The 23,389-nt window shown below is 32.0% G+C and carries 22 protein-coding genes; 6 read left to right on the top strand and 16 right to left on the bottom strand.

The window, feature by feature from the left end:
- The 9 genes from rimM to EC396_RS06255 form a co-directional block, all read right to left on the bottom strand.
- Positions 1-534 carry a ribosome maturation factor RimM gene (gene rimM, locus EC396_RS06215; RefSeq protein ID WP_129365841.1) on the bottom strand — a complete coding sequence of 178 codons (534 nt, stop codon included), beginning with the start codon at positions 532-534 and terminating at the stop codon, positions 1-3.
- 15 nt (positions 535-549) lie between these two features.
- Entirely contained in the window at positions 550-1,119 is a 570-nt protein-coding gene (locus tag EC396_RS06220; RefSeq protein ID WP_129365842.1) for a 30S ribosomal protein S16, read from the bottom strand.
- Positions 1,120-1,444: 325 nt separating this feature from the next.
- Entirely contained in the window at positions 1,445-2,020 is a 576-nt protein-coding gene (locus EC396_RS06225) for an electron transport complex protein RnfA (protein ID WP_129365843.1), read from the bottom strand.
- Between the two features lie 2 nt (positions 2,021-2,022).
- Positions 2,023-2,628, bottom strand: coding sequence for an RnfABCDGE type electron transport complex subunit E (locus EC396_RS06230; protein WP_129365844.1), 606 nt, complete (start codon positions 2,626-2,628; stop codon positions 2,023-2,025).
- Positions 2,629-2,633: 5 nt separating this feature from the next.
- Entirely contained in the window at positions 2,634-3,230 is a 597-nt protein-coding gene (locus tag EC396_RS06235; RefSeq protein WP_129365845.1) for an RnfABCDGE type electron transport complex subunit G, read from the bottom strand.
- Between the two features lie 2 nt (positions 3,231-3,232).
- Positions 3,233-4,216 (bottom strand): RnfABCDGE type electron transport complex subunit D, encoded by a 984-nt coding sequence (locus tag EC396_RS06240; protein ID WP_129365846.1) that lies wholly within the window; start codon positions 4,214-4,216, stop codon positions 3,233-3,235.
- Position 4,217: 1 nt separating this feature from the next.
- The gene (gene rsxC, locus EC396_RS06245) at positions 4,218-5,546 is read right to left on the bottom strand and encodes an electron transport complex subunit RsxC (RefSeq protein WP_129365847.1); all 1,329 of its coding nucleotides are present in this window, start codon (positions 5,544-5,546) and stop codon (positions 4,218-4,220) included.
- Positions 5,539-6,477 (bottom strand): Fe-S cluster domain-containing protein, encoded by a 939-nt coding sequence (locus EC396_RS06250; RefSeq protein WP_129365848.1) that lies wholly within the window; start codon positions 6,475-6,477, stop codon positions 5,539-5,541. Before EC396_RS06250 ends, rsxC begins: the two co-directional genes overlap by 8 nt.
- A gap of 11 nt (positions 6,478-6,488) precedes the next feature.
- The gene (locus EC396_RS06255; RefSeq protein WP_129365849.1) at positions 6,489-6,938 is read right to left on the bottom strand and encodes a SoxR reducing system RseC family protein; all 450 of its coding nucleotides are present in this window, start codon (positions 6,936-6,938) and stop codon (positions 6,489-6,491) included.
- A 283-nt stretch (positions 6,939-7,221) separates the two neighbouring features.
- Between EC396_RS06255 and dnaE the strand changes: the two genes are divergently transcribed.
- Genes dnaE through EC396_RS06270 form a run of 3 tightly spaced genes read left to right on the top strand, consistent with a single transcriptional unit; the run spans position 7,222 to position 13,451 of the window.
- Positions 7,222-11,580, top strand: coding sequence for a DNA polymerase III subunit alpha (dnaE, locus tag EC396_RS06260; protein ID WP_129365850.1), 4,359 nt, complete (start codon positions 7,222-7,224; stop codon positions 11,578-11,580).
- Positions 11,581-11,593: 13 nt separating this feature from the next.
- Positions 11,594-12,697 carry an acyloxyacyl hydrolase gene (locus EC396_RS06265; RefSeq protein WP_240665645.1) on the top strand — a complete coding sequence of 368 codons (1,104 nt, stop codon included), beginning with the start codon at positions 11,594-11,596 and terminating at the stop codon, positions 12,695-12,697.
- Positions 12,698-12,701: 4 nt separating this feature from the next.
- Entirely contained in the window at positions 12,702-13,451 is a 750-nt protein-coding gene (locus EC396_RS06270; RefSeq protein ID WP_129365851.1) for a head GIN domain-containing protein, read from the top strand.
- Here the strand turns inward: EC396_RS06270 and gldA are convergent.
- Entirely contained in the window at positions 13,444-14,337 is an 894-nt protein-coding gene (gldA, locus tag EC396_RS06275; RefSeq protein WP_129365852.1) for a gliding motility-associated ABC transporter ATP-binding subunit GldA, read from the bottom strand. The genes EC396_RS06270 and gldA overlap by 8 nt on opposite strands.
- Positions 14,338-14,426: 89 nt before the next feature.
- Between gldA and EC396_RS06280 the strand changes: the two genes are divergently transcribed.
- Both EC396_RS06280 and lipB read left to right on the top strand, forming a co-directional pair.
- A complete protein-coding gene (locus EC396_RS06280) occupies positions 14,427-14,585 on the top strand; it encodes a YqaE/Pmp3 family membrane protein (RefSeq protein ID WP_129365853.1) in 159 nt (52 codons plus the stop codon).
- A complete protein-coding gene (gene lipB, locus EC396_RS06285) occupies positions 14,585-15,280 on the top strand; it encodes a lipoyl(octanoyl) transferase LipB (protein WP_129365854.1) in 696 nt (231 codons plus the stop codon). Before EC396_RS06280 ends, lipB begins: the two co-directional genes overlap by 1 nt.
- 297 nt (positions 15,281-15,577) lie before the next feature.
- On the opposite strand, the gene EC396_RS06290 is transcribed toward lipB, so the two are convergent.
- Both EC396_RS06290 and EC396_RS06295 read right to left on the bottom strand, forming a co-directional pair.
- Positions 15,578-16,630 (bottom strand): nucleoid-associated protein, encoded by a 1,053-nt coding sequence (locus EC396_RS06290; protein ID WP_129365855.1) that lies wholly within the window; start codon positions 16,628-16,630, stop codon positions 15,578-15,580.
- Positions 16,631-16,682: 52 nt separating this feature from the next.
- On the bottom strand, positions 16,683-17,285 hold the full coding sequence (locus EC396_RS06295; protein WP_129365856.1) for a ribonuclease HII: 603 nt from the start codon (positions 17,283-17,285) through the stop codon (positions 16,683-16,685).
- Positions 17,286-17,372: 87 nt separating this feature from the next.
- Here EC396_RS06295 and EC396_RS06300 point away from each other — a divergent pair, with 87 nt between their 5' ends.
- On the top strand, positions 17,373-19,523 hold the full coding sequence (locus EC396_RS06300) for a putative porin (protein ID WP_129365857.1): 2,151 nt from the start codon (positions 17,373-17,375) through the stop codon (positions 19,521-19,523).
- Positions 19,524-19,572: 49 nt separating this feature from the next.
- Here the strand turns inward: EC396_RS06300 and EC396_RS06305 are convergent, their stop codons facing one another.
- The 4 genes from EC396_RS06305 to EC396_RS06320 form a co-directional block, all read right to left on the bottom strand.
- Entirely contained in the window at positions 19,573-19,953 is a 381-nt protein-coding gene (locus tag EC396_RS06305; protein ID WP_129365858.1) for a hypothetical protein, read from the bottom strand.
- A 155-nt stretch (positions 19,954-20,108) separates the two neighbouring features.
- Entirely contained in the window at positions 20,109-20,486 is a 378-nt protein-coding gene (locus EC396_RS06310) for a PH domain-containing protein (protein WP_129365859.1), read from the bottom strand.
- A 47-nt stretch (positions 20,487-20,533) separates the two neighbouring features.
- Positions 20,534-22,000, bottom strand: coding sequence for a Na+/H+ antiporter NhaC (gene nhaC, locus EC396_RS06315; RefSeq protein WP_129365860.1), 1,467 nt, complete (start codon positions 21,998-22,000; stop codon positions 20,534-20,536).
- Positions 22,001-22,107: 107 nt separating this feature from the next.
- The gene (locus EC396_RS06320; protein ID WP_129365861.1) at positions 22,108-23,307 is read right to left on the bottom strand and encodes an aminotransferase class I/II-fold pyridoxal phosphate-dependent enzyme; all 1,200 of its coding nucleotides are present in this window, start codon (positions 23,305-23,307) and stop codon (positions 22,108-22,110) included.
- Positions 23,308-23,389 lie beyond the last annotated feature (82 nt).

Raw genomic sequence — 23,389 nt, forward strand, 5'->3', positions numbered from 1 at the left:
TTATTGGTTATCTAGGTATAAATCAATTAAACCCTCTGGAGCTTCAACAATGATTTTTTTATGATCACGATCAACTTTTTTGATAAAATTGTCAATCATTGGAATAAAAACATCTGTTCCGTTTGAATCGATTTCGAATAATGGTTGTGCTGAAGTATCATTTACACCTGTAATTACACCAAGGTAACCGTAATGAATATCTTCAATATCAAAACCAATAATTTCGTGAAAGTAAAATTTGTTTCCTGTTAATTTTGGAAGAAATTCAAGTGGCAAATACAAGCCAGCACCTAAAATAGCATCAGCTTCTTCTTCAGTTGTAATATCTTCAAACTGAATACGCAATTGATTTCCTTTTTGAAGTATACTTTCTTCAATAAAAAAAGGAACCAGATTATTGCTTAAAGCAACAAATACTGATTCCAAATTTTCGTAAAGTTCTGGTTCGTCTGTATCTAACTTAGCTACAACTTCCCCTTTAAAACTATGTTTTCTAACGATTTTGCCTAAATAAAAACAATCTTCTTTACGCATTATCGCAACATTAATTTACTCAGTTTTTCCTTCTTGAGCAGCAGCTTGTTCATCATCAATAGATGGAGCAGCTTCTTCTTCTACAACTGCATTTGCAGCTTCTGCAGCAGCTTTTGCATCAGCCTCAGCTTTAATAGCAGCATTTGCAGCAGCTAAACGCTCTGCATTAATTTTTACTTCATTTGCTAAAATTGCAGCTTTTGCATCAGCTTTAGACTTAGCTAAACCATCAACTTTTGCAGTAATTTTACCAGCTTTTTCATCTAACCAAGCTTGGAATTTTTCTTCAGCTTGCTCTTGAGTTAAAGCACCTTTTCTAACACCACCTGCTAAATGATTTTTTAGCAAAACACCTTTATAAGATAAAATTGCTTTTGCAGTATCAGTTGGTTGTGCACCATTTTGCAACCATTTTACGGCTCCATCAACATCTAAATCAATAATTGCTGGGTTGCTGTTAGGATTGTATGTTCCTAATTTTTCTAAGTACTTTCCGTCTCTTGTAGCACGTGCATCTGCAGCAACTACCCAATAAAATGGTTTTCCTTTTTTACCGTGTCTTTGTAATCTAATTTTTACTGGCATTCTTTTTTAATTTTAAAGGTTCTCGACCTTGGTTATAAATTTGAGTTTGCAAATATAATGTGTTTTTTTGAAATAACAATCTGTATTTTAGGTTATTTCGAATTGAAATGTGATTTTAAAAATTCTTCAACTTAGAAAAAGAACAAAGAGAAAAGAATATAGATTGCTATTTTACGATATTCCATTTAAAGTGCTCAATATTAAATTGTTGACAGCTTTTCAGATCCGAATTGATAATTAACAAAGTTCAATTACAAATTTTCATAACTTTTAACCTTTGCTCCTATATACCAATAAACCTTTACACCCTTAAACCATTCAACATTTAAACCAATCCGGTAAATCCTAAAAATGCCAACGAAAGTAAACCTGCAACCAATAAGTTAATAGGTACTCCTTTCATTCCTTTTGGAATATTTGCCAATTCTAAATGCTCACGAATACTTGCAAAAACAATCAATGCCAAAGCAAAACCCAACGAGTTTGAAACTGCAAAAAATACGGCTTTCAACAAACTTCCGCCTTCTAAACCTAAAGCTAAAATAGCAACCCCAAGTACAGCACAGTTTGTTGTAATTAATGGCAAGAAAACCCCTAATGCCTGATACAATGGCGGACTCACTTTTTTCAACATAATTTCAACCATTTGAACCAATGCGGCAATTACCAAAATAAAAGTAATGGTTCTTAAATAATCTAAACCTGCAGGAACCAATATATATTGGTGTAATAAATAAGTTGCCATAGTTGCAATGGTCATTACAAACAATACAGCTCCTGACATACCAACCGAAGTTGATACTTTGCTTGACACCCCTAAAAAAGGGCAAATTCCTAAAAATTGAGCTAGTACAATGTTGTTAACAAAAACCGCAGCAATAAGTATAATAATATAATCCATTTTTAAGTTGTTTTAGTGGTTGATTTGTTAAATAAAACAGTTAAATAAGCGAGTGCAATAAATGCTCCCGGAGGTAAAATAAATAGGATAAATGTGTTTGCATCTGCAGGAACAAATTTAAATCCAAAAACACTTCCGTTTCCTAAAATCTCACGTGTTGCTCCTAAAATTGTTAATGCCAACGTAAAACCCAATCCCATTCCTAAACCATCTATTAATGATGAAAGTGCGTTGTTTTTAGAAGCAAAAGATTCTGCTCTTCCTAAAATAATACAGTTAACAACAATTAACGGAATAAAAATTCCTAATTGCTCATATAAAAAAGGTACAAATGCTTCTAAAATCATTTCAACAATGGTAACAAACGATGCGATGATAATAATAAATGCAGGTATACGAACCTTGCTTGGTATTTGAGATTTTACTAAAGAAACAACAATATTACTCATTATCAATACAAACATAGTTGCTACGCCCATTCCCAATCCGTTAAATGCTGATGAGGTGACTCCTAAAGTAGGACACATCCCTAATAACATTACAAAAATTGGATTTTCTTTTACAATCCCTTTTAAAAAATTCTGGGTTTGATTTACAGATTCTGCCATTCTTTTTAATTTTTAAGTGCTATAATTGAACTATTATTTAACATAAACTCATCATAAGCCATTTGCACAGCATCTCCAAAAGCTCTTGTTGAAATAGTTGCGCCTGTTAAAGCGTCTACATTACCTTGATCTTTGGTTGGTTTAACATTAAATGTTGAAGGATTTTTATCTCTAAATTGAGCAATAAATGATTCATCCTTCATTTTTGTTCCTAAACCTGGTGTTTCTTTTTGTTCTAATACTTCAATATTTTGAATGGTTCCATCTGGTTTAAAACCAACCATAATTTTAACCAATCCACTAAATCCTTTTTCAGTAGAACCAATTACAGCTGCACCAACAAACTCACCGTTTTTAAAAGCTGGATAGACTTCAACTGAATCTTTAGCAGAAGCAGATTTTAACATAATAACTTCTTCAACTGGATTGTTATCAAACTCAGGTAATACCATTTTTAAGGCAACTACTTTACGTTCAATTTTACCTTTGGCAATTGGCCCAACGGTTAATTCGTTTACATAACCCAATGAAAAACCTGAAATAATAGTGATTACAAATAGCGAAACCACCATATTAATAAATGTATCTTTATTTTTACTCATGATTATACAATTTTAGATTTGATTTTTGCACCAAATCGGCGAGGTTTAAAATATTTATTAATAAGTGGCACAAAGGCATTCATAATGATTATTGCAAACGAAACCCCTTCTGGATAAGCTCCAAACAAACGAATAACTACAGTAATTACAGCAATACCAATTGCAAAAATAATCATCCCTTTTCTGGTCATTGGGCTGGTTACCATATCTGTTGCCATAAAAAATGCACCCAAAATAGCTCCACCCGATAAAATATGAATTAACGGACTTGCATAACTCTCTGGGTTAACTACCCAAAAAACACCTGTCATAACAGCCATTGTAGCTAAAATAGTAACAGGAATATGCCAAGTAATTACTTTTCTAATTAACAAATAAACACCACCAAGTAACAATGCCAAAGCAGACATTTCACCAATAGAACCTGCTGTTATTCCTAAAAACATATCCATATTAGATGGCAGTTGAGCGCTAATGTCTGTCATTGTATTTCCAAACATCAAACCTTCTTTAATAATTCCTAAAGTAGTAGCTCCGGTAATCCCATCAGGTAATGGCCACATTGTCATTTGTACAGGAAATGAAACCAGTAAAAACACACGCCCTACCAAAGCAGGATTAAAAATGTTAAATCCTAGTCCGCCAAACGACATTTTAGCAACACCAATTGCTACCAAACTACCAACAACAATCATCCAAATTGGCAATCCTGCAGGCAAGTTAAAAGCCAACAAAATACCCGTAATTAATGCAGAACCATCTGCAACTGTTACTTCGGTTTTTAATAAATACTTTTGAATTAAAAATTCAAATAAAATACAAGAAATTACTGCAACTGCAGTTAATAACAATGCGCTAAATCCAAATACATATAGTGAAACTAAAAATGCTGGAACTAAAGCGATAACCACATCGTACATTACTTTTTTTGATGTTTTACTGGAATGTACGTGCGGTGAGGCCGATATAATAATAGGTTGACTCATTTTAATTTTTAGAGGTTTCTAATTTTTTAACAATATTTTTTCCGAAGCGGATATAATCTAATAAAGGACGGCTAGATGGACAAACATAACTACATGAACCACATTCAATACAAGTCATAATATCTTCACCTGAAGCTTTTTCATAAAATCCTTTTTCTGATAAATTCATCAATAAATGAGGTTCTAATCCCATTGGACAAACAAAAACACATTCGCCACAACGAATACAATTTTCTGCCTTTCCTCTACTCGCCTCTTCTTCAGAAATCATCAAAATACCCGAAGTTCCTTTGGTTACTGGCACATCGGTATTTTTAATTGCTTTCCCCATCATTGGACCTCCATTTACTAATTTTCTAGTTCCTTCTGGCAAACCACCAACTTCAGCAACTAAATCCTTAATAGAAGTTCCTATTTTCACCCAAAAATTTGAAGGGTTTTCTAATTTTTTACCTGTTACCGTAACAACACGCTCAGTTAAAGGTTTATTGTACTGAATGGCTTCATAAATAGCGTAAATAGTACCCACATTGTGCACAATTACACCTACATCTAAAGGCAATCCGTTTTTTGGAACTTCACGACCTAAAATAGCTTTAACCAACTGCTTTTCACCACCTTGCGGATATTTTACTTGTAAAGCAGCAACTTGAATACCATCTTCTTTTTTGATGACACTTTTAAAAAGACCAATGGCATCTTTTTTATTGTTTTCAATTCCAATAACAGCCTTTTGTAAATTTAAAGCCTTCATTAAAATTTTAATACCAACCACAATTTCTTCAGCTTTTTCAAGCATTAAGCGGTGATCAGCTGTTAAATATGGTTCACACTCTACACCATTTATAATAAGGTAGTCTAGTTTTGAACCTTCTCTAACATTTAATTTTACCTGTGAAGGAAACGTAGCACCACCCAAACCAACAATACCACAATCGGTAATTTTTTGTAAAATTTCTTTTGGCTCAAGCTCAATATCTGTTTTTAAAGGCAACTCAATTTCCTCAAAATTTGAAGGATCTTTTGGGTCTGTTCTAATTACAATACATTGTTTTTTATATCCACTTGTATCAATAATTAAGTCTAATTTGGTAACTGTACCTGCAACAGGCGAATGAATATTTGAAGAAACAAACCCACCAGATTTTGCAATTACCTGACCTTTTGCAACTTTTTCTTTTGCCTGAACCACAATTTCAGCAGGAATTCCAATATGCTGAGCAATAGGAACACTAACAGCTGTTGGCACCTTCATTCTTTTAATTTCTTTTGAAGACGTGATTTTATTTTCTGGAGGATGAATCCCTCCTTTTGGAAATGTTTTAAGCATCCGTTTTTGTATTATTTGATTCAACAGTAACTGTTTCTTTTACAACTGCAACTTTTTCAATTTCTGGTGTTTTCTCTTCAACCTTTTTCTCTACTACTTTTTTCTCTTTTTTAGGAGGAAAATTAGTTTCTATAATTGAATGTGTTGGACAAACCTCTACACATTTTCTACAAAGTGTACACAATGCAGGGTCTATATATGCCAAATTATTTTCCATTAAAACGGCATCTTTAGGGCAAATATCTTCACACTTAGAACAACCAATACATGCTACAGCACATGCTTTTTTGGCAATACCACCTTTGTCTTCATTTAAACATCCAACAAATATTTTTAAATCCTTTTTATTTTTTGGACGCATTTCAATAATATCACGCGGACAAGCTTTTACACAAGCACCACACGAAGTACATTTGTCGGTAATAATTACCGGTAAACCTGTAGCTTCATCCATATACATGGCATCAAAATCACACACATTTACACAATCTCCATCACCCAAACAACCAAACTGACAATCGGTTTCTCCACTATAAATCATTGCAGAAATAGCACAGGTTCTTGGCCCTTGATATTCTGAAGTTTTAGGACGCACATCACAACCTCCCTGACAACGTAAAACTGCTACCGTTGGGTCTTTTTCAGTTACCTCTTTTCCTAATTTAGCTGCTACTAATTTCATAACATCATTTCCTCCTACTGGACAAAATAAATCTGAAATATCTTCAGTATTCACCAATTTTTCAGCAAAAGATTTACAACCCGGCGAACCACAACCAGCACAATTTGCACCTGGTAAAATTTCGTCAACCTCCCCAATTAAAGGATTTTCGTACACATAAAACTTTTTAGAAACAATATACAGCACAACTGCGGCAACTACTCCTAAAGAAGCTAATAGCAAAACACTATATAACACGGAATCTGTCATTTTTAATTTTTTTAGTTAAATTTTAAAATTGAAACTTGAAATACTTTTTGAAATGCATCTTTCATAAAATAAATCACTAAATAATAAGGTACTAGAATAGCTATTGACACCAACCCGGCAATCCATTCTTTTAAAAATAAAGAAGTGATAATTAAAACTACAAACAAAAGGATAAAAGGAAAAACATATGCCCAAAACACCGCTTTTAAACCCAATTCTTTTTTCAAAACCACATCAACTGATTCATTTAACTGAAAAGATTGGTCGTTACTAAAAATTTCAATTTCTTTATCGTTTGAATCTGAAACTCCACATGCAGACTGCGCCTTACACCCTTCACAACTTACGTTTCCTTTTAAAGAAACCGTATAACCCACATCAGAGATTTTTGAGATAACTCCTTCATGTTTTATTAAGTTAACTTGTGGTGTTTTATAACTGTCTAAATCCAGTTTTGTCATAATTAAATTGATACAATATGCTATTAATGCGGTAAAATTATACTTAAATTAAAAAATAAAATATGACGAATATTAGGTTTTAGCTTAATTTAACTTTTATATACAGATTTAACACATTTATGTATTTTGTTGAATCGCTAAATTGGTTAACCAGCTTACTGAATATGAGATAAATAACCTTCAAATTTAATTGTTAATAAATAACACAATTAATTCAATCTTCAAAATATTAAAATTCATAATTTTAAAAATTCTATTTTCTTATCAAAAAAATACACCATAAATGTTTTTAATATTTGACACTGAGACCACTGGTTTACCAAAAAAATGGAATGCTCCAATTTCCGATACCGACAATTGGCCTAGGTGTATTCAAATAGCTTGGCAATTACACAATGAATATGGTGAAGTAATAGAACATCAGGATTATTTAATTAAACCTGAAAATTTCAACATTCCTTTTGATGCTGAAAAAATTCATGGTATTTCAACCCAATTAGCCGAGGAAAAAGGAGAAAGTCTTGAAAAAGTATTGCAACTTTTTAATGAAGCCCTTTCAAAATCAAAATTTGTAGTAGGTCAAAATGTAAATTTTGATTTAAATATTATGGGTTGTGAATTTGTTAGAAAAAACATTCAAACAGATTTAAACAGCTTACCTGTTTTAGACACCTGTACAGAAACAACAGCAACATTGTGTCAAATTCCTGGTGGTAGAGGTGGTAAATTTAAATTACCAACATTAACCGAGCTTCACCAGTATTTATTTCAAAAGCCTTTTTCTGAAGCGCACAATGCAACTGCCGATGTAGAGGCAACAACGCGTTGCTTTTTTGAGTTGATAAGACAACGTGTTTTTACAAAAGAGGAATTGGATGTTACTGCTGATTATTTTCAGCATTTTGACGCAAAAAATCCTTCAACAATTAATGTTATAGGGTTAAATCATGTTAACTTAAAAAAAGAGAGTCGTAAATTAAGTTTAAAAACCGCTAATAATTCTGAAGAAGATATTGTTCATTCCAAAGAAATTATAAGCGATTTTAAAAGTGCTCAATTTGCACATTTACATTGCCATTCTCAATTCTCTATTTTACAATCTACATCTAGCGTTGGCAATCTTATCAATGCCGCTATAAAAAACAATATGCCAGCCGTTGCCTTAACAGACAGCGGTAATATGATGGGCGCTTTTTACTTTGTTAGAGATGCTCTTGCATACAATGGAACTGTTGAAAAACACAACAGTAATTTAGCCGAAGGCCAACAACCTAAAAGCATTTTAAAACCAATTTTAGGATGTGAATTTAATGTTTGCGAAGACCATACTGACAAAAGCAATAAAGACAATGGTTACCAAATTGTAATATTAGCCAAAAACAAAAATGGCTATCACAACTTGGCTAAAATGTCGTCACTTTCACATACTGATGGTTTTTACTACGTTCCAAGAATTGATAAAAAAATTATTGAAGCGCACAAAGAAGATTTAATTGTACTTTCAGGAAATTTATATGGTGAAATACCAAGTAAAATATTAAACGTAGGTGAAAGTCAGGCCGAAGAAGCTTTGATTTGGTGGAAAGAACAATTTGGAGACGACTTTTACCTAGAGTTAATGCGTCACAATCAAGAAAATGAAAACCATGTAAACGATGTTTTAATAGCGTTTTCAAAAAAACACCAAATAAAATTAATAGCTACTAACAACACATTTTATACTACCGAAGAAGAGGCTGAAGCGCACGATATTTTATTGTGTGTAAAAGATGGTGAAAAACAGGCAACACCAAAAGGACGTGGTCGAGGTTATCGTTATGGTTTGCCAAATAACGAGTACTACTTTAAGTCTCAGGAACAAATGAAAGATTTGTTTAAAGACATTCCGGAAGCCATTTCAAACATACAAGAAATAGTAGATAAAATAGAAGTTTATACTTTAGCTAGAAATGTTTTATTACCTAAATTCGACATTCCAAAAGAATTTATTAATCCCGAAGATCTTACAGATGGTGGCGTAAGAGGTGAAAATGCTTATTTAAAACACTTAACTTACGAAGGTGCAAAAAAACGTTATGGCGAAAATTTTAGCGACGATATAAAGGAACGCTTGGATTTTGAACTTGCAGTTATTGAAAAAACCGGATATCCTGGTTACTTTTTAATTGTTTGGGATTTTATTTTAGAGGCACGTAAAATGGATGTATCGGTTGGTCCCGGACGTGGTTCTGCAGCAGGATCTGCAGTTGCCTATTGTTTGTGGATTACAAACATTGACCCCATTAAATACGATTTACTTTTTGAGCGTTTCTTAAATCCCGATCGTGTATCATTACCCGATATTGATATTGATTTTGATGATGAAGGCCGCCAAAGAGTTATTGATTTTGTAATTGAAAAGTACGGCGCAAGTCAGGTAGCTCAAATTATTACCTACGGTACTATGGCAGCAAAATCTTCAATTAGAGATACTGCACGTGTACTTGATTTACCTTTAATGGATGCCGACAGGATTGCCAAATTAATTCCGGGCGTTAAACTGCAAAATATTTTTGGCGAAGATCAAAAAAGCAAAGACAAAATAAAAGGGCTAAAATCTGAAGAATTTGAAAATGTAATAGAACTTAGAAAAATAGCTGAAAGCAACAATTTAGATGCGCTAACTATTAAACAAGCCTGTGCTTTAGAGGGCTCTGTGCGTAATACGGGCACACATGCTTGTGGCGTAATTATTACACCAGAACCTATTACAAACTTGGTTCCTGTAGCAACCGCTAAAGATTCTGCAATGTATGTAACCCAGTTCGACAACAATGTTGTGGAAACTGCGGGTTTATTAAAAATGGACTTCTTGGGTCTTAAAACACTGACCTTAATTAAAGATACCGTTAAAATTGTAAAAGCAAAACATGGAATAGATTTAATTCCAGACGATTTTCCGTTAGACGATCCAAAAACATACGAGCTTTTTCAAAAAGGTGAAACCATTGGCGTTTTTCAATACGAATCGCCCGGAATGCAAAAGCACATGAAATCGTTAAGACCAACAGAGTTTGCCGATTTAATTGCCATGAACGCATTGTACAGACCAGGTCCAATGGAATATATTCCATCTTTTATTGATCGAAAACACGGACGTGAAGATATTACCTACGATTTAGATGGTATGGAAGAATACCTAAAAGAAACGTATGGAATTACCGTTTATCAAGAGCAAGTGATGTTACTTTCGCAAAAAATAGCGGGTTTTACCAAAGGTGAAGCCGATATGTTGCGAAAAGCAATGGGTAAAAAAATATTTGCCTTACTTGAAAAATTGAAACCTAAATTTATTGAAGGAGGAAAAAACAACAACCACCCAGAAGATAAATTAGAAAAAGTTTGGAAAGATTGGGAGGCTTTTGCAGCCTATGCTTTTAACAAATCACACTCAACATGTTACGCTTATATTGCCTACCAAACAGCCTATTTAAAAGCACATTACCCTGCTGAATATATGGCGTCTGTATTGTCTAATAATATGAATGACATTAAGCAGGTTACCTTTTTTATGGAAGAATGCAAACGTGCTGAAATTCCTGTTTTAGGACCAGATGTAAATGAATCTTATTATAAATTTGCTGTAAATAAAGATGGAGCCATTCGTTTTGGAATGGGTGCTATTAAAGGAGTTGGAGCTGCTGCTGTTGATGCTATTGTTGAAGAACGCTCAAAAAATGGCAATTTCACTTCAATTTTCGACCTTACAAAACGTGTTGATTTGAGAGCTGCAAACAAAAAAGCATTTGACGGTTTGGCAATGGCTGGCGGATTAGATTCTTTCACAAATGTTCACCGCGCTCAATACTACCAATTAGACGAAAAAGGTGTGACTTTTATTGAAAGAGCCATTAGATACGGTAATAAATATCAGGAAAATAAAAATTCTGCACAAATATCTATGTTTGGTGAAGCTTCTGAAATTCAATTTCCTGAACCTGAAATTCCACACGCGCAAAAATGGGGTATGATGGAAGCACTTTCAAAAGAAAAAGAATTGGTTGGTATTTATATTTCTGGGCATCCTTTAGACGATTTTAAAACTGAAATACGTTATTATTGCAATACACCATTGGCTGTTTTTCAAAATCAGGCCGAATTGATAAATAAAGATTTAGCTGTTGGCGGTATTATTACCAATGTTGAACACCGTGTTTCAAAAAACGGAAAAGGCTGGGCATCTTTTAACTTAGAAGATTATAGCGGCTCTCACGAATTTAGACTTTTTGGTGAAGAATATTTAAAATTCAGACATTTTTTAGTGCCAAATGCCTTTATTTATGCCAAAATTTTCTGCAGAAAAGGCTGGAATAACGATGTTAGAATTACTTTTGGAACCATACAAATGTTACAAGATATTTTAGAAGAATTTTCAAAAAAAATAACCTTAAATATTTCATTAAACGATATTAACGAAGGCAATATTCAAAAATTAAATACCATTTTCAATAAATTTAAAGGTACAAAAAACCTGAGTTTTGTTGTGTTCGACTCTGAAGAAAACATAACGCTTAATTTACCTAGTAGAAGTTTTAAAGTTGATATTTCAAATGAATTTATTGAAGTACTTAACAAAGAACAAATAAACTTTAAACTTAATTAAGATTGAATTGTTCATGAGAAAAACAATTATTGCGTTGTTACTATTGTATTGGCAAATGAGTTTTGGTCAAACCAAACCTTCCTATTTTCAAGCAGATTATTTTTATGGCAACATACTAAACACCAATCCAGATGCAACAATATTTTTACAAGGTCATCCAACAGGTGTTTTTGCCAGTTACAACATAAAAACTTATGGTTTAAAAAACTGGCAAGGCCTGTACAAATATCCTGATGTTGGTATTTCATTTGGATATCAAGATTATAAATCAAAGGTACTTGGCGAACTTTATTCGCTTTATAGTCATTATAATTTTTACTTAACTAACAGAACTTCGCCCAATCAGTTAGTAGTTCGTGCAGGAATTGGTTTGGCGTACAACACAAAACCATACGATAAAGATAATAACAACAAAAATACTGCTTTTGGAACCGCTATTAACTCTAGCACTTATTTTAAATTGTATTACCAACGCAATTATTTATTAGATAATTTAGGTGTTACAGCAGGATTGACCTTTGTTCACGCATCAAATGCCAATTTAAAATCACCCAACTCAGGCGTTAATACTTGGGCAATTACTGCAGGTTTAAACTACAATTTAACACCAAAAGAACCTGCTATTACATTTATTCCACCTTCTAATACTGAAAAATTTACAGAGCCAATAAAACTAAATTTGGCAATTAGAGGTGGCGCTAACGAGTCGTCAATTATCAATAGTGGTATAAAACCGTTTTTTGTAGCTTCAGCATATTTAGACAAACGCATTAGTAGAAAATCTGCATTTCAAATTGGATCTGATTTGTATATTTCACCTATGTTAAAAAATTATTACGACATTAATTTAACAATTCCAATATCTGATTTAGGCGAAGTTGATTCGTTTTCAAGAATTAGCCTTTTTGCAGGTTACGAATTGTTTATCAACAAATTATCTATAGTTGGATCTGTTGGTTATTATGTAAAATATCCTTTTCCTTATGATGGAAGAGTGTATGAAACTTTGGGCTTAAAAAGATACATTATCAACAACAAATGGTTTTTATCAATACGCTTAAAAGCCCATGCTGCCAATGCTGAAACTGCTGAATTTGGAATAGGAATTAGAATTTAAAATCATGTTGAAAAAAATAATTTACATAATTACACTAATACTTATTGGAAGCTGCAACAGTGAAAATGCCAACAATTGTTTTCAAACTGCAGGAAAAACAACTCAAAAAGAAGTTGATGTTCCGTTTTTTGACAAAGTAGTAGTACACGAACACATATCATTAATTATTACCCAAGGCGATACGCAAAAAGTAATTGTAGAAACAGGTGAAAATTTACAAAACGATATTAGTGTTGAAATTATTAACAACGAATTGATATTGAAAAATCACAATACTTGTAATTTTATAAGAGAATACGATTTAACCAAAATATACATTACAGTTCCAAACTTAACACGTATTAGAAATGCTTCCGAATTTAATGTTACCTCAAATGGTGTGCTAACCTACCCTACACTATACCTTATGTCTGTTGGTGATAAAAGCCGATTTTTATCTGTTGGAGATTGGTATTTAAACATTAAAAACCAAAGTGTTTCTATTTGGGGAAATGGTATTGCTGTTTTTAATTTAGAAGGCACTACCAACAAATTAGATATCAATTTTTCAGATGGAGATACGCGTTTTGAAGGTAAAAATTTTAAAGCCCAAAACATCAATGTAAAACAGGTTAGCTCTAATGATATGGTTGTTTATCCTATTCAAAGTTTAACAGGCACAATTCATTCTACCGGAAACGTAATTTCTTACAACCAGCCACCTACAGTAACTTTGGAAGCTTTGGGTAATTACGGCAAACTTATTTTTAAGTAGTTAACGCTCTAAATAAACTTTCTAAATTTTTATTTTTAGTGTTTAATTGCAATATTTTTAAGCCATTATCGTGTGCAAAATCAAATACTTTTGAACGCATATCAATAGTAGTTGAAAATGTTAAAACCCAAGAAGTGTCATGAAAATTATCGGCAGATTTTAAATACGGAATGCTTTCAAAAAAACGTTTTTCAATTTTAAAATCAAATTCAACTTCAATTATTTGTTCTTCATTTTCTTTAAAATCACTTAACTTTTTATCTACAATCAATTGCCCCTTGTTAATTACAATTACACGATTGCAAATGGCCTCAACTTCTTGCATTATATGTGTCGAAAAAAGTACCGTTTTATCTTTCCCAACTTCCTTAATTAAATTTCTTACTTCCAAAAGTTGGTTAGGATCTAAACCTGTAGTTGGTTCATCTAAAATCAACACTTCTGGATTGTGTAACAAAGCAGCAGCCAAGCCAACACGCTGACGATAGCCTTTTGAAAGCTGATTTATTTTTTTATGTGCTTCAGGAGTTAAACCTACTTTTTGAATGCAATTTTCGACTTCAACTTTTGCAATTTTGTGAATTTCAGCATTAAATTGTAAATACTCGCGTACATACATATCTAAATACAACGGATTGTGTTCTGGCAAATAGCCAATACTTTTTTGAGCAGCAATTTTATCAATAAAAATATCAAAATTATTAACTATTACAGCACCTTCAGAGGCATCAATATAACCTGTAATAATTTTCATCATAGTAGATTTCCCAGCACCATTTGGCCCTAAAAAACCAACAATTTCACCCTTATTAATTGTAAAACTTACATTATTTAAGGCTTGCTGTTCTCCGTATAATTTGGTAATATTTTTAACTTCAATACTCATTCAACAAAAATACATTTTAATTGTAATTATTTGTAACAATTTAACGTTGCATAGTACATATAATTATGTGACCTTTGAAAAAACATTAAATGGGCTGTTTTAGAGTTATACTTTGTATTATTTTTCCACCTTTGGCTGTTGTAGATAAAGGCTGTGGTTCTTTAATAATTGTATTTATTTTAACTTGCCTGGGCTGGGTTCCTGGTGTAATTGCAGCTTTAATTATTAATAACAATCCAAACAACTAATGCAAAAAGTTACATTAATTGACTTAGGTTTAAAAGATTACAAAGAAACTTGGGAATATCAAGAAACATTATTTCAAAAAATTATTGACGTAAAAGTTGATAACAGACGTAATAATTTAACAAACCCAACTAACAACTATTTTATTTTTGTTGAACACCCTCATGTTTACACTTTAGGTAAAAGTGGAGATATGAGTAATTTGTTGTTAAATGAAGAACAATTGGTTGAAAAAGGTGCTACATTTTACAAAATCAATCGCGGTGGTGACATTACCTATCACGGTCCTGGGCAATTGGTTGGTTACCCTATTATTGACTTAGATAATTTTTTTACTGATATTCATAAATACCTACGTTTTTTAGAAGAAATTATTATCAAAACCCTTGAAGAATACGGTATTAAATCTGAAAGAAGTGAAGGCGAAACAGGTGTTTGGCTAGATGTTGGTACGCCATTTGCCCGTAAAATTTGTGCTTTGGGTGTTCGTACCAGTCGTTGGGTTACTATGCACGGTTTTGCGTTAAATGTAAATGCCAACTTAGGTTATTTTGACAATATTATTCCCTGCGGAATAAAAGGAAAAGCAGTAACATCTATGGAAGCCGAACTAGGTAAACAAATCCCTATGGAAGAAGTAAAAGCTAAAATTTTAAAACATTTTACTGAACTTTTTGAAGTTGAATTTGTTGGTTAAAAAGTTGATAGCTTTAAGTTTACCGTTTCAATCAACCTTACCACAAAATACATAAAAAACTTACAGAGTTCACTAAAAAATATAATGCGCTGAGCGCTTTGTATTAAACTTAGTGAACTTTGAAGTTTTATTGAGGTTTTAGCTTCGTTTTGAAGTGAACCTGAGGTTTTCCAACCACACTTCAACTACGCTTAGTGAGCAAAACTTTTAAACTTTTGACTTTAAAAACATACCACCTAACCCCTCTCAAGAGGGCATTTCACTTAACTTTCGACATTCAAACTTTCAGACTAAGTTTTACTCCTCGTCGTTAAAAAATACTTTGTAATATTTCATTTTACGCTCTTCGTCGTAGCCTTTTTCTAAATACTCAGCTGAAGCATCGGGTGAGTCGATATCCAATTTTATTTGAATGTTGGTATCTAGCTTAATTTCCGTTTTTAGTTTTTGCTTTTGCTTTTTTACTACAGCATCTGAAATTGCAAACTGATTGCGAACAAACACATCATTTAATTCTTCATATTGCTTTTTATAGTCATCAAACATTGATTTATAATCGTTGTTTTCTTCAAAAACTTCTTCTTTAAAACTTTCAATATTTACATCTTCATTTTCTTTAAAAAAATCGACAGTTTTTGCTAAAAATTTAGATTTTTCCTGCATTCCAAAATCTTCTTTGATAATTTCATCAGAAAAATCTTTACACATTTCTAAATAATTTTGGGTATGCTGGTTGCTATCATCGGCCAACTTAACACTTAAAAAGTTTTTAATCCAATATTGCGCATCGTAATTGTTGGTATCAATACTTAAAACCGCTCTACCTTCAGCGTCAGAAGAATTGATAATTAAACAACCTTTGTCTAGTTTTCGGGTACTAATACCACTTTGAACAAAAATATCCAAACTGTTATTTTCTGTATAAGTTTGAAAGAAATTCAACTTATTTTCAATTTTAAAAATACCTACAGCTTGGGTAACTACTTCTTTAAACTCAATATCTTCAAACAAAGCAATAATTACGTCACCTGTTTTAATTTGTGCCGAATTTGATTGTTCAAACAAATGTTTTACAATGTTTTTTGAAACTTCAACAAACGATTCGTTGTCTTGAAAAATTTGAGAAGTATAGTTGTTAATCTCATTTAATTCAACATTTGAATGGTGATTAAAACGGTAACTTTCGGTTAAATTTCCAAACGATTTTAATAAAAAAGGTTTCATTAACTCGTAACTTTCTTCATCAAAAGTAATCACGTTTTCTGAAAATATATTTGTGGCGCTGTTAAATTTATTACCAACTTTATGAATAATAAATTTTGAAATGGCTGCTCTGGTTCTTTTAATCATTGGTTTATTTTTAAGGATAGCAAATGTATCATTTTATAGCTACATTTTACAACTACAATTTTAATTTTAACTGTTCTGGTAACAATTTAAATGTTTTACGGTGATAGCAGGTTGGACCACATTCTCTTATAACATCTCGGTGCTTTTTAGTGGGATATCCTTTGTTTTGTTTCCATAAATACATAGGAAATTCAGCATCAATTTTCTCCATAAATTCATCTCTATAGGTTTTTGCCAAAACTGAAGCTGCGGCAATACTCATAAATTTTGAATCTCCTTTTACAATAGTTGTGTGCGGAATATTTTTATATGGCTTAAATTTATTACCATCAACAATAATATGCTCGGGTATAATAGCTAGCTTTTTTATGGCTTTGTGCATTCCCAAAATTGAAGCTTGTAAAATGTTGATTTCGTCTATTTTTTCTTCTGAAATAAACGACACTCCAAAAGCAAGAGCTTCTTTTTCAATAATTGGTCTTAAAATTTGACGTTGGTTTTCGGTTAATTGTTTAGAATCGTTTAACAGTGGATGTTCAAAATTGGCAGGCAAAATAACGGCAGCAGCCACAACAGGTCCCGCCAAACAACCTCTTCCAGCCTCGTCTGTACCTGCTTCTACACAGTTTTTTAAATAAAATTTTTGAAGTGCCATTTCTTAAAATTAAGCTGTAAAATTAGACTAATTTATCAAATAATTTATTGTCGCTCATTTCAATCAAATATTTTACCTTTGCCTCTTATGAGAAACATGTTTTTAATCGCAATTTTTGGACTGTTTTGTTTAAATGGTTTTGGTCAAATAACCAACAATGGTTATAATGATACAAATACCAATTATCAAAGTGATAGTTTGCTATACCGTAAAGAACGTAAAGTTACTATTGACGGAAAAACAAGTTATAAAGACTATAAATTAATAGCTCTTAACAACGATACAACAATTGTTGATACCATACTTACAATTCAAAAAAAATACAAATTTAACTTTTTAAGAAAAGATAATTTTGAGTTGATAGAATTTGCCAACCAAGGTGAGACTTTTAATAATTTGGGGTATAATTTTTACAACAGTGCTGTGCTACCAAGTATTGGTTTTAATGCCAAGCAATTTAATTATTACACTTTAAACGATATTTATTATTATCGTGTTCCTACGCCAACTTCAGAATTGATGTACCGAAAAGGGATTCAACAAGGGCAAGTGGCTGATGTATTTTTAACTGCAAACACCTCAAAGGAGTTTAATATATATATTGCGTATAAAGGCGTAAAATCTGAAGGTCGCTATCAAAATTCAAAATCAGATCAAAGAAATTTTAGAACTTCATTTAATTACCACACAAAAAATAAGCGTTACTATTTACGTGGACATATGTATGGTTATAATTTAAACAATGAACAAAATGGTGGATTGACACCACAGTCTGTCATTTATTTTGAAAACAACAATCCAAATTACAACGACCGTTCTAGACTTGAAGTAAATTACAACAATGCCGATAATACGTTGGAGGGAAAACGTTATTATATTGATCAAATTGTTACTTTGTTTTCAAATAGAAGCTTTGAAAAAAACAATGTGAAAAGTCAGATTAAAACACCAAAACCACTTGACTCGCTGCATAAAAACTTTCGAATAAAACCAAATGATTCTATTCAAAAATCAATTAAATTAGCACAAAAAGATGCTGTAAAACCTATAGATAGCTTGTCTTTAGATGCTGTTGCATTGACTTCATTAGAGTTAAAAAAAGACACACTTTCTGTAATTGATAAAATTGAAAAGCAATTGTTTAACCTTCAACTAGGAAACTCGTTATTATACGAAACAGAACATTATCGTTTCAATCAAACGAGTGCAAGTTCTATTTACGGAAATGCTTTTGAAAGTGTTATTAAAGATCATACTTCTTACCAAACTTTTAATGGTGAATTGTTTTTAAAACTATATTCTGTTTACACTGGAAGCGTAAAATTTAAAGTCGATTATTTTACTTACAACTACCATTACAACAGTGTTTTATTTTACAATGACAAAACCATTGGAGACAAAATAAAAGGAAACGCTTTTTCAATTGGAGCAGAGTGGGTAAAAACTTTTGGAGATTTACAATTAACTGCTGATGCTTCAACAATTGCTATAGGAAATTTAAACGGAAACACCATAAAAACAGGTATTACCTACAAAATGGATGACCTTTTTAATTTTAAGGGATATGCCGAATTTACATCAAAAGTACCCGAATTTAACAAGCAATTATACCAAAGTGATTATATAAAATACAATTGGCAAAACAATTTTGGAAACGAAAAAATAACCACTTTTGGAGGTGCTTTTAATTCAGAAAAATGGGCAACTGTAGAAGCCAGTTACAATATAATTGACAATTATACTTACTTTAATCAAGAGTCACTTCCTGAGCAAGCAAGCGAAACACTGAACTATTTTAAAATTAAATTGTTAAAAGAATTTACTGTTGGTAAATTTTCACTTGACAATACAGTAATGTATCAAAATGTGGTTACTGGCCAATCGTTTTTTAGAGTTCCAACATGGGTAACACGTAACACTTTGTACTATGCTACAGATGTATTTAAAGGCAAACCGCTTTACTTACAAACTGGTGTTACTTTTAACTATTTTAGCAATTATTTAATGAATGCTTACAACCCTTTAATAAGTGAATTTTACTTACAAGATGCTACTAATATTGGAAACTTTCCGTTGTTAGAGTTCTTTTTAAATTTTAGAATTCAACGAACTCGATTTTATTTACAGTTGGAAAATTTTAGTGGTGGATTTACAGGGCGAAACTACTATTCAGCACCTTCTTATCCTTACCGAGATTTGACCTTTAGAATAGGTATGGTTTGGAATTTCTTTATTTAATTTTTTTTTTGAAGCCTTTTTCTTTAATGATAAAAAAACATTTATAATTTTATTTTAACACCCATTCTATGGCTGCTTCTAGCGTACTAAATGGTTGAGATTCGCATCCAAGATTTTTAGATCCAACCAAAATTGGTATTACTATGTCTTTAGGATTTAAAGTAATAACAGCAATTTTACATTTATCAAATTCTTCAATATGGTCTCTGTAAAAATCGGCTATTAAGTTATGCTGTTGAACTTCCATAGCAAAACTAGCATTGGTATAATCAATTACAAAACCCTTGGTTTCTTTTGGAATTAAATTATTGTCAAAAGCATATTTCCAAGAAGATGAAATATCTGTCACACTAATTTCACCATAATAATACTTAAATAAAACCCCCAAAGAAGCATCAAAATGATACTTATAATTTTGTGTTAACTCCATCTCATTGTATTAAAAATTAAACTATCAACGCTTGATATTGACAGTTTTGCAAAATTAAACAATTACAATGAATCCTAAAATTTCAAACACCTCATAACGTGTTATTTAGGATAAGTTTAACAGCATTACTTATATAACTTAAAACACTTTACAAATTACATTACTTTATCTGCCAAATATTTTTGCACCTCGTAAACATCTATACTTTTGTTAAATTTTTTACTAACTGTTGGTGTATCTTCACTTGAAATCCAAATTTTCAATTCGGCATCCAAATCAAATGTTCCTGCAGTTTCTAGTGAAAATCTTGAAATATTTTTATAGGGCATCGATTTGTATTCGACTTTACTTCCTGTAATTCCCTGTATATCAATTAAAATTAACCTTCTGTTTGTAAACATAAAAACATCTCTCAAAAGTTTAAACCCAAGTTCAACTTGTTCGCCATTTACAAGCAATCTTTTGTATTTTTCATTTAATTTTTCCGAAGAAACTTCACTTGCATTTCCAAGTAATTTATTAAATAAGCCCATTTTTTAATATTATTTTTTAGTATTAATCAATCTAAAACATCAATAATTTATTTCTTAACCAGTTGTCTAATTTTAATATTAAATGCAGCAAAAGTTAAAGTCATTATTGGACTCAACCAGTTAAAAATTGCATATATAAAATACTCGCTAACGCCCACACCCAAAACACCCGATTGGTAAGCTCCACAGGTATTCCAAGGAATTAAAACCGAAGTTACAGTACCCGAATCTTCTAAGGTTCTACTTAAATTTTCAGGCGCCAAATTTTTATCTTGATACGCTTTTTTAAACATTTTTCCTGGTATAACAATTGCCAAATACTGGTCTGATGCAATTGCATTTAAACCAACACAACTTATTACCGTACTTGCAAAAAGACCAAAAACCGAACTTGCTATTTTTAACAATGCATTGGTAATTCTTGCCAAAGCACCAATGGCATCCATAATACCACCAAAAACCATAGCACAACAAATAAGATAAATAGTCCACAACATTCCTTTCATACCTCCAGCACTAAAAAGTTCGTTTAATTTTTCGTTATCTGTTACAATTTCTGTATCACTAAAAACCGCATTTATAATAGCACTTATTTTTGAAGAAGAAAGTGAATTTAAAATTTCAGGCTGAAAAATAAAAGCGAATATTGCTGCTAAAATAACACCAATTCCCAATGCAATTAACGGTCTTGTTTTTAAAACAATTAAAACAATAACAACCAAAGGAACAATAAACAGGTAAAGCGAAATATTAAAAGTACTGTTTATAGAATGCAACAAACTACTTAGATCTGTACTTCCTGTGGTTTCTATGGTAAAACTTAAAATAGAAAATACAATTAACGTTATAATGTAAGATGGTACAGTTGTATAAGTCATATACCCAATATGGGTAAACAAATCGGTTCCTGCCATTGCTGGAGCTAAGTTTGTAGTATCGCTTAAAGGCGACATTTTATCTCCAAAATAAGCACCCGAAATTACAGCACCCGCGATCATTCCGGTTGGAATACCCAGTGCAGTTCCAATTCCAACCAATGCAATACCAACCGTTGCTGATGTTGTCCAAGAGCTACCTGTTGCTATTGAAATTATTGAAGCAATAATAACGGATGCCGGTAAAAAAATTGCAGGGCTTAACACCTGTAAACCGTAATAAACCATTGCCGGAATAATACCACTTACCAGCCAAGTACCAGCCAAAGCACCAACCAAAAATAAAATGATAATTGGCACAAATACGCTTTTCATATTTTCCTTAATTTCAACAAACATACCTTTTATGCGCACTTTATTAAAAAAACCAACTATTGCGGCAATAACTCCACCTGCCAGTAAAATAAACTGGTTAGAATATTCGCCCAACAATTCGCCATTTGCATAAAAAATATTATAAGCCAGCATACACATCAACAAAACCACAGGTATCATGGCTTCCCAAATATTCAACTCCTTATTTTTAATTATTTTTTGTTCGTTAATCTCAATTTCCGATAAATTATCGTTACTATCCATCTACTATTTTTTAAGAAATGTAATAGTACGGAAAATTGATTTTTTTTGCAACAAAAAACCCCACTCAGAATGTGAGCGGGGCATCAACGTGTAAAAAGAAAGAATAATTACAACACTCCAACTTGTTTCATACAATCCTTCATAGATTTATAAGTTCTTTCAATATCGTTGTCTAAACCTATTGAAAAACGTATAATTCCGTTTGAAAGTCCCATAGCTGCTTGTTCTTCAACAGGTATTTCAGAAGATGTACTGGTACCTGGAGCGCTAAAAAGGGTTTTATAAAATCCTAAACTTACAGCTAAATAGCCTAAATTTTCGTTTTGCATTAATTCCATTAATTCATTGGCTTTTTCTAAATTGCCAACATCAATAGTTAAAATACCTCCAAATCCATATTCAACATTAAACATAGATTTAAAAAGTTTATGGTCTTTATGACTTTCCAAGCCTGGATACACCACTTTTAAACCATCATTTTCAAAATGCCGAGCTAAATACAAGGCATTTTCGCTGTGCTTTTTCATACGAATATGCAAAGTACGCAGGTTTTTTAAAATACTTGCTGCCCTAAAACTATCCATTACAGGTCCTAAAAGCATAGCGGCACCATCATTTACATTGCGTAAACTATCTATAAATTTTTGAGAACCACAAACCACACCACCAACAGTATCATTGGTACCGTTTATAAATTTTGTTAAACTATGAATGGTAATATTGGCGCCTAATTTTTGAGGCGAAATTATCATGGGCGAAAAAGTATTGTCTACCACCAAAAGAATATCGTATTTTTTGGCAATTTTAGACAATGCAGAAAGATTGGCAATTTCTAATAATGGGTTACTTATAGCCTCACAATAAATCATTTTTGTTGAAGGATTTATGGCTGCTTCTACTTTTTCTAATGAAGTAATATCTACAAATGAAGTATTGATGTTTAGTTTGGGTGCAAAGTTTTTTAAGAAAGCATAAGTACCTCCATAAATTGTTCGTGCTGAAATTATGTGATCACCAGCGCCACAAACCTGCAAAATTACCGATGTTATAGCGCCCATACCTGAAGCAGCTACATTTGCTGTTTCAGTAAATTCCATCGCAGCCAATGCTTTGCTTAAATACAAATTACTTGGACTTGTATGTCGTGAGTACAAATAGCAACCTTCTGCATGACCTTCAAATGTATCGAGCATTGTTTTGGCATGTAAGAAAGTATACGTTGCCGAGTCTGATATTGAAGGATTTACACCTCCAAATTCGCCAAAATACTGTAAATCCTGAATGTTATTTGCCGGTTTATTTGTCATAATAAATTACATTTATCTCAAATTTACCAATTAACAAGTTTATATTCTGTATTATTTTACATATTCAGTATTTTAAACTTTC

The sequence above is a fragment of the Lutibacter sp. HS1-25 genome (assembly GCF_004121075.1).
GTDB lineage: Bacteria > Bacteroidota > Bacteroidia > Flavobacteriales > Flavobacteriaceae > Lutibacter.

Coding starts and splice junctions, on each gene's coding strand:
- EC396_RS06220 (WP_129365842.1), bottom strand. CDS start 1,119: ATGCCAGTAAAAATTAGATTACAAAGACACGGTAAAAAAGGAAAACCA.
- EC396_RS06310 (WP_129365859.1), bottom strand. CDS start 20,486: ATGGGCTTATTTAATAAATTACTTGGAAATGCAAGTGAAGTTTCTTCG.
- EC396_RS06280 (WP_129365853.1), top strand. CDS start 14,427: ATGGGCTGTTTTAGAGTTATACTTTGTATTATTTTTCCACCTTTGGCT.
- rimM (WP_129365841.1), bottom strand. CDS start 534: ATGCGTAAAGAAGATTGTTTTTATTTAGGCAAAATCGTTAGAAAACAT.
- EC396_RS06270 (WP_129365851.1), top strand. CDS start 12,702: ATGTTGAAAAAAATAATTTACATAATTACACTAATACTTATTGGAAGC.
- EC396_RS06250 (WP_129365848.1), bottom strand. CDS start 6,477: ATGACAGATTCCGTGTTATATAGTGTTTTGCTATTAGCTTCTTTAGGA.
- EC396_RS06225 (WP_129365843.1), bottom strand. CDS start 2,020: ATGGATTATATTATTATACTTATTGCTGCGGTTTTTGTTAACAACATT.
- EC396_RS06230 (WP_129365844.1), bottom strand. CDS start 2,628: ATGGCAGAATCTGTAAATCAAACCCAGAATTTTTTAAAAGGGATTGTA.
- EC396_RS06290 (WP_129365855.1), bottom strand. CDS start 16,630: ATGATTAAAAGAACCAGAGCAGCCATTTCAAAATTTATTATTCATAAA.
- EC396_RS06255 (WP_129365849.1), bottom strand. CDS start 6,938: ATGACAAAACTGGATTTAGACAGTTATAAAACACCACAAGTTAACTTA.
- lipB (WP_129365854.1), top strand. CDS start 14,585: ATGCAAAAAGTTACATTAATTGACTTAGGTTTAAAAGATTACAAAGAA.
- EC396_RS06320 (WP_129365861.1), bottom strand. CDS start 23,307: ATGACAAATAAACCGGCAAATAACATTCAGGATTTACAGTATTTTGGC.
- EC396_RS06305 (WP_129365858.1), bottom strand. CDS start 19,953: ATGGAGTTAACACAAAATTATAAGTATCATTTTGATGCTTCTTTGGGG.
- EC396_RS06240 (WP_129365846.1), bottom strand. CDS start 4,216: ATGAGTCAACCTATTATTATATCGGCCTCACCGCACGTACATTCCAGT.
- gldA (WP_129365852.1), bottom strand. CDS start 14,337: ATGAGTATTGAAGTTAAAAATATTACCAAATTATACGGAGAACAGCAA.
- EC396_RS06295 (WP_129365856.1), bottom strand. CDS start 17,285: ATGGCACTTCAAAAATTTTATTTAAAAAACTGTGTAGAAGCAGGTACA.
- EC396_RS06265 (WP_240665645.1), top strand. CDS start 11,594: ATGAGAAAAACAATTATTGCGTTGTTACTATTGTATTGGCAAATGAGT.
- nhaC (WP_129365860.1), bottom strand. CDS start 22,000: ATGGATAGTAACGATAATTTATCGGAAATTGAGATTAACGAACAAAAA.
- rsxC (WP_129365847.1), bottom strand. CDS start 5,546: ATGCTTAAAACATTTCCAAAAGGAGGGATTCATCCTCCAGAAAATAAA.
- EC396_RS06300 (WP_129365857.1), top strand. CDS start 17,373: ATGAGAAACATGTTTTTAATCGCAATTTTTGGACTGTTTTGTTTAAAT.
- dnaE (WP_129365850.1), top strand. CDS start 7,222: ATGTTTTTAATATTTGACACTGAGACCACTGGTTTACCAAAAAAATGG.
- EC396_RS06235 (WP_129365845.1), bottom strand. CDS start 3,230: ATGAGTAAAAATAAAGATACATTTATTAATATGGTGGTTTCGCTATTT.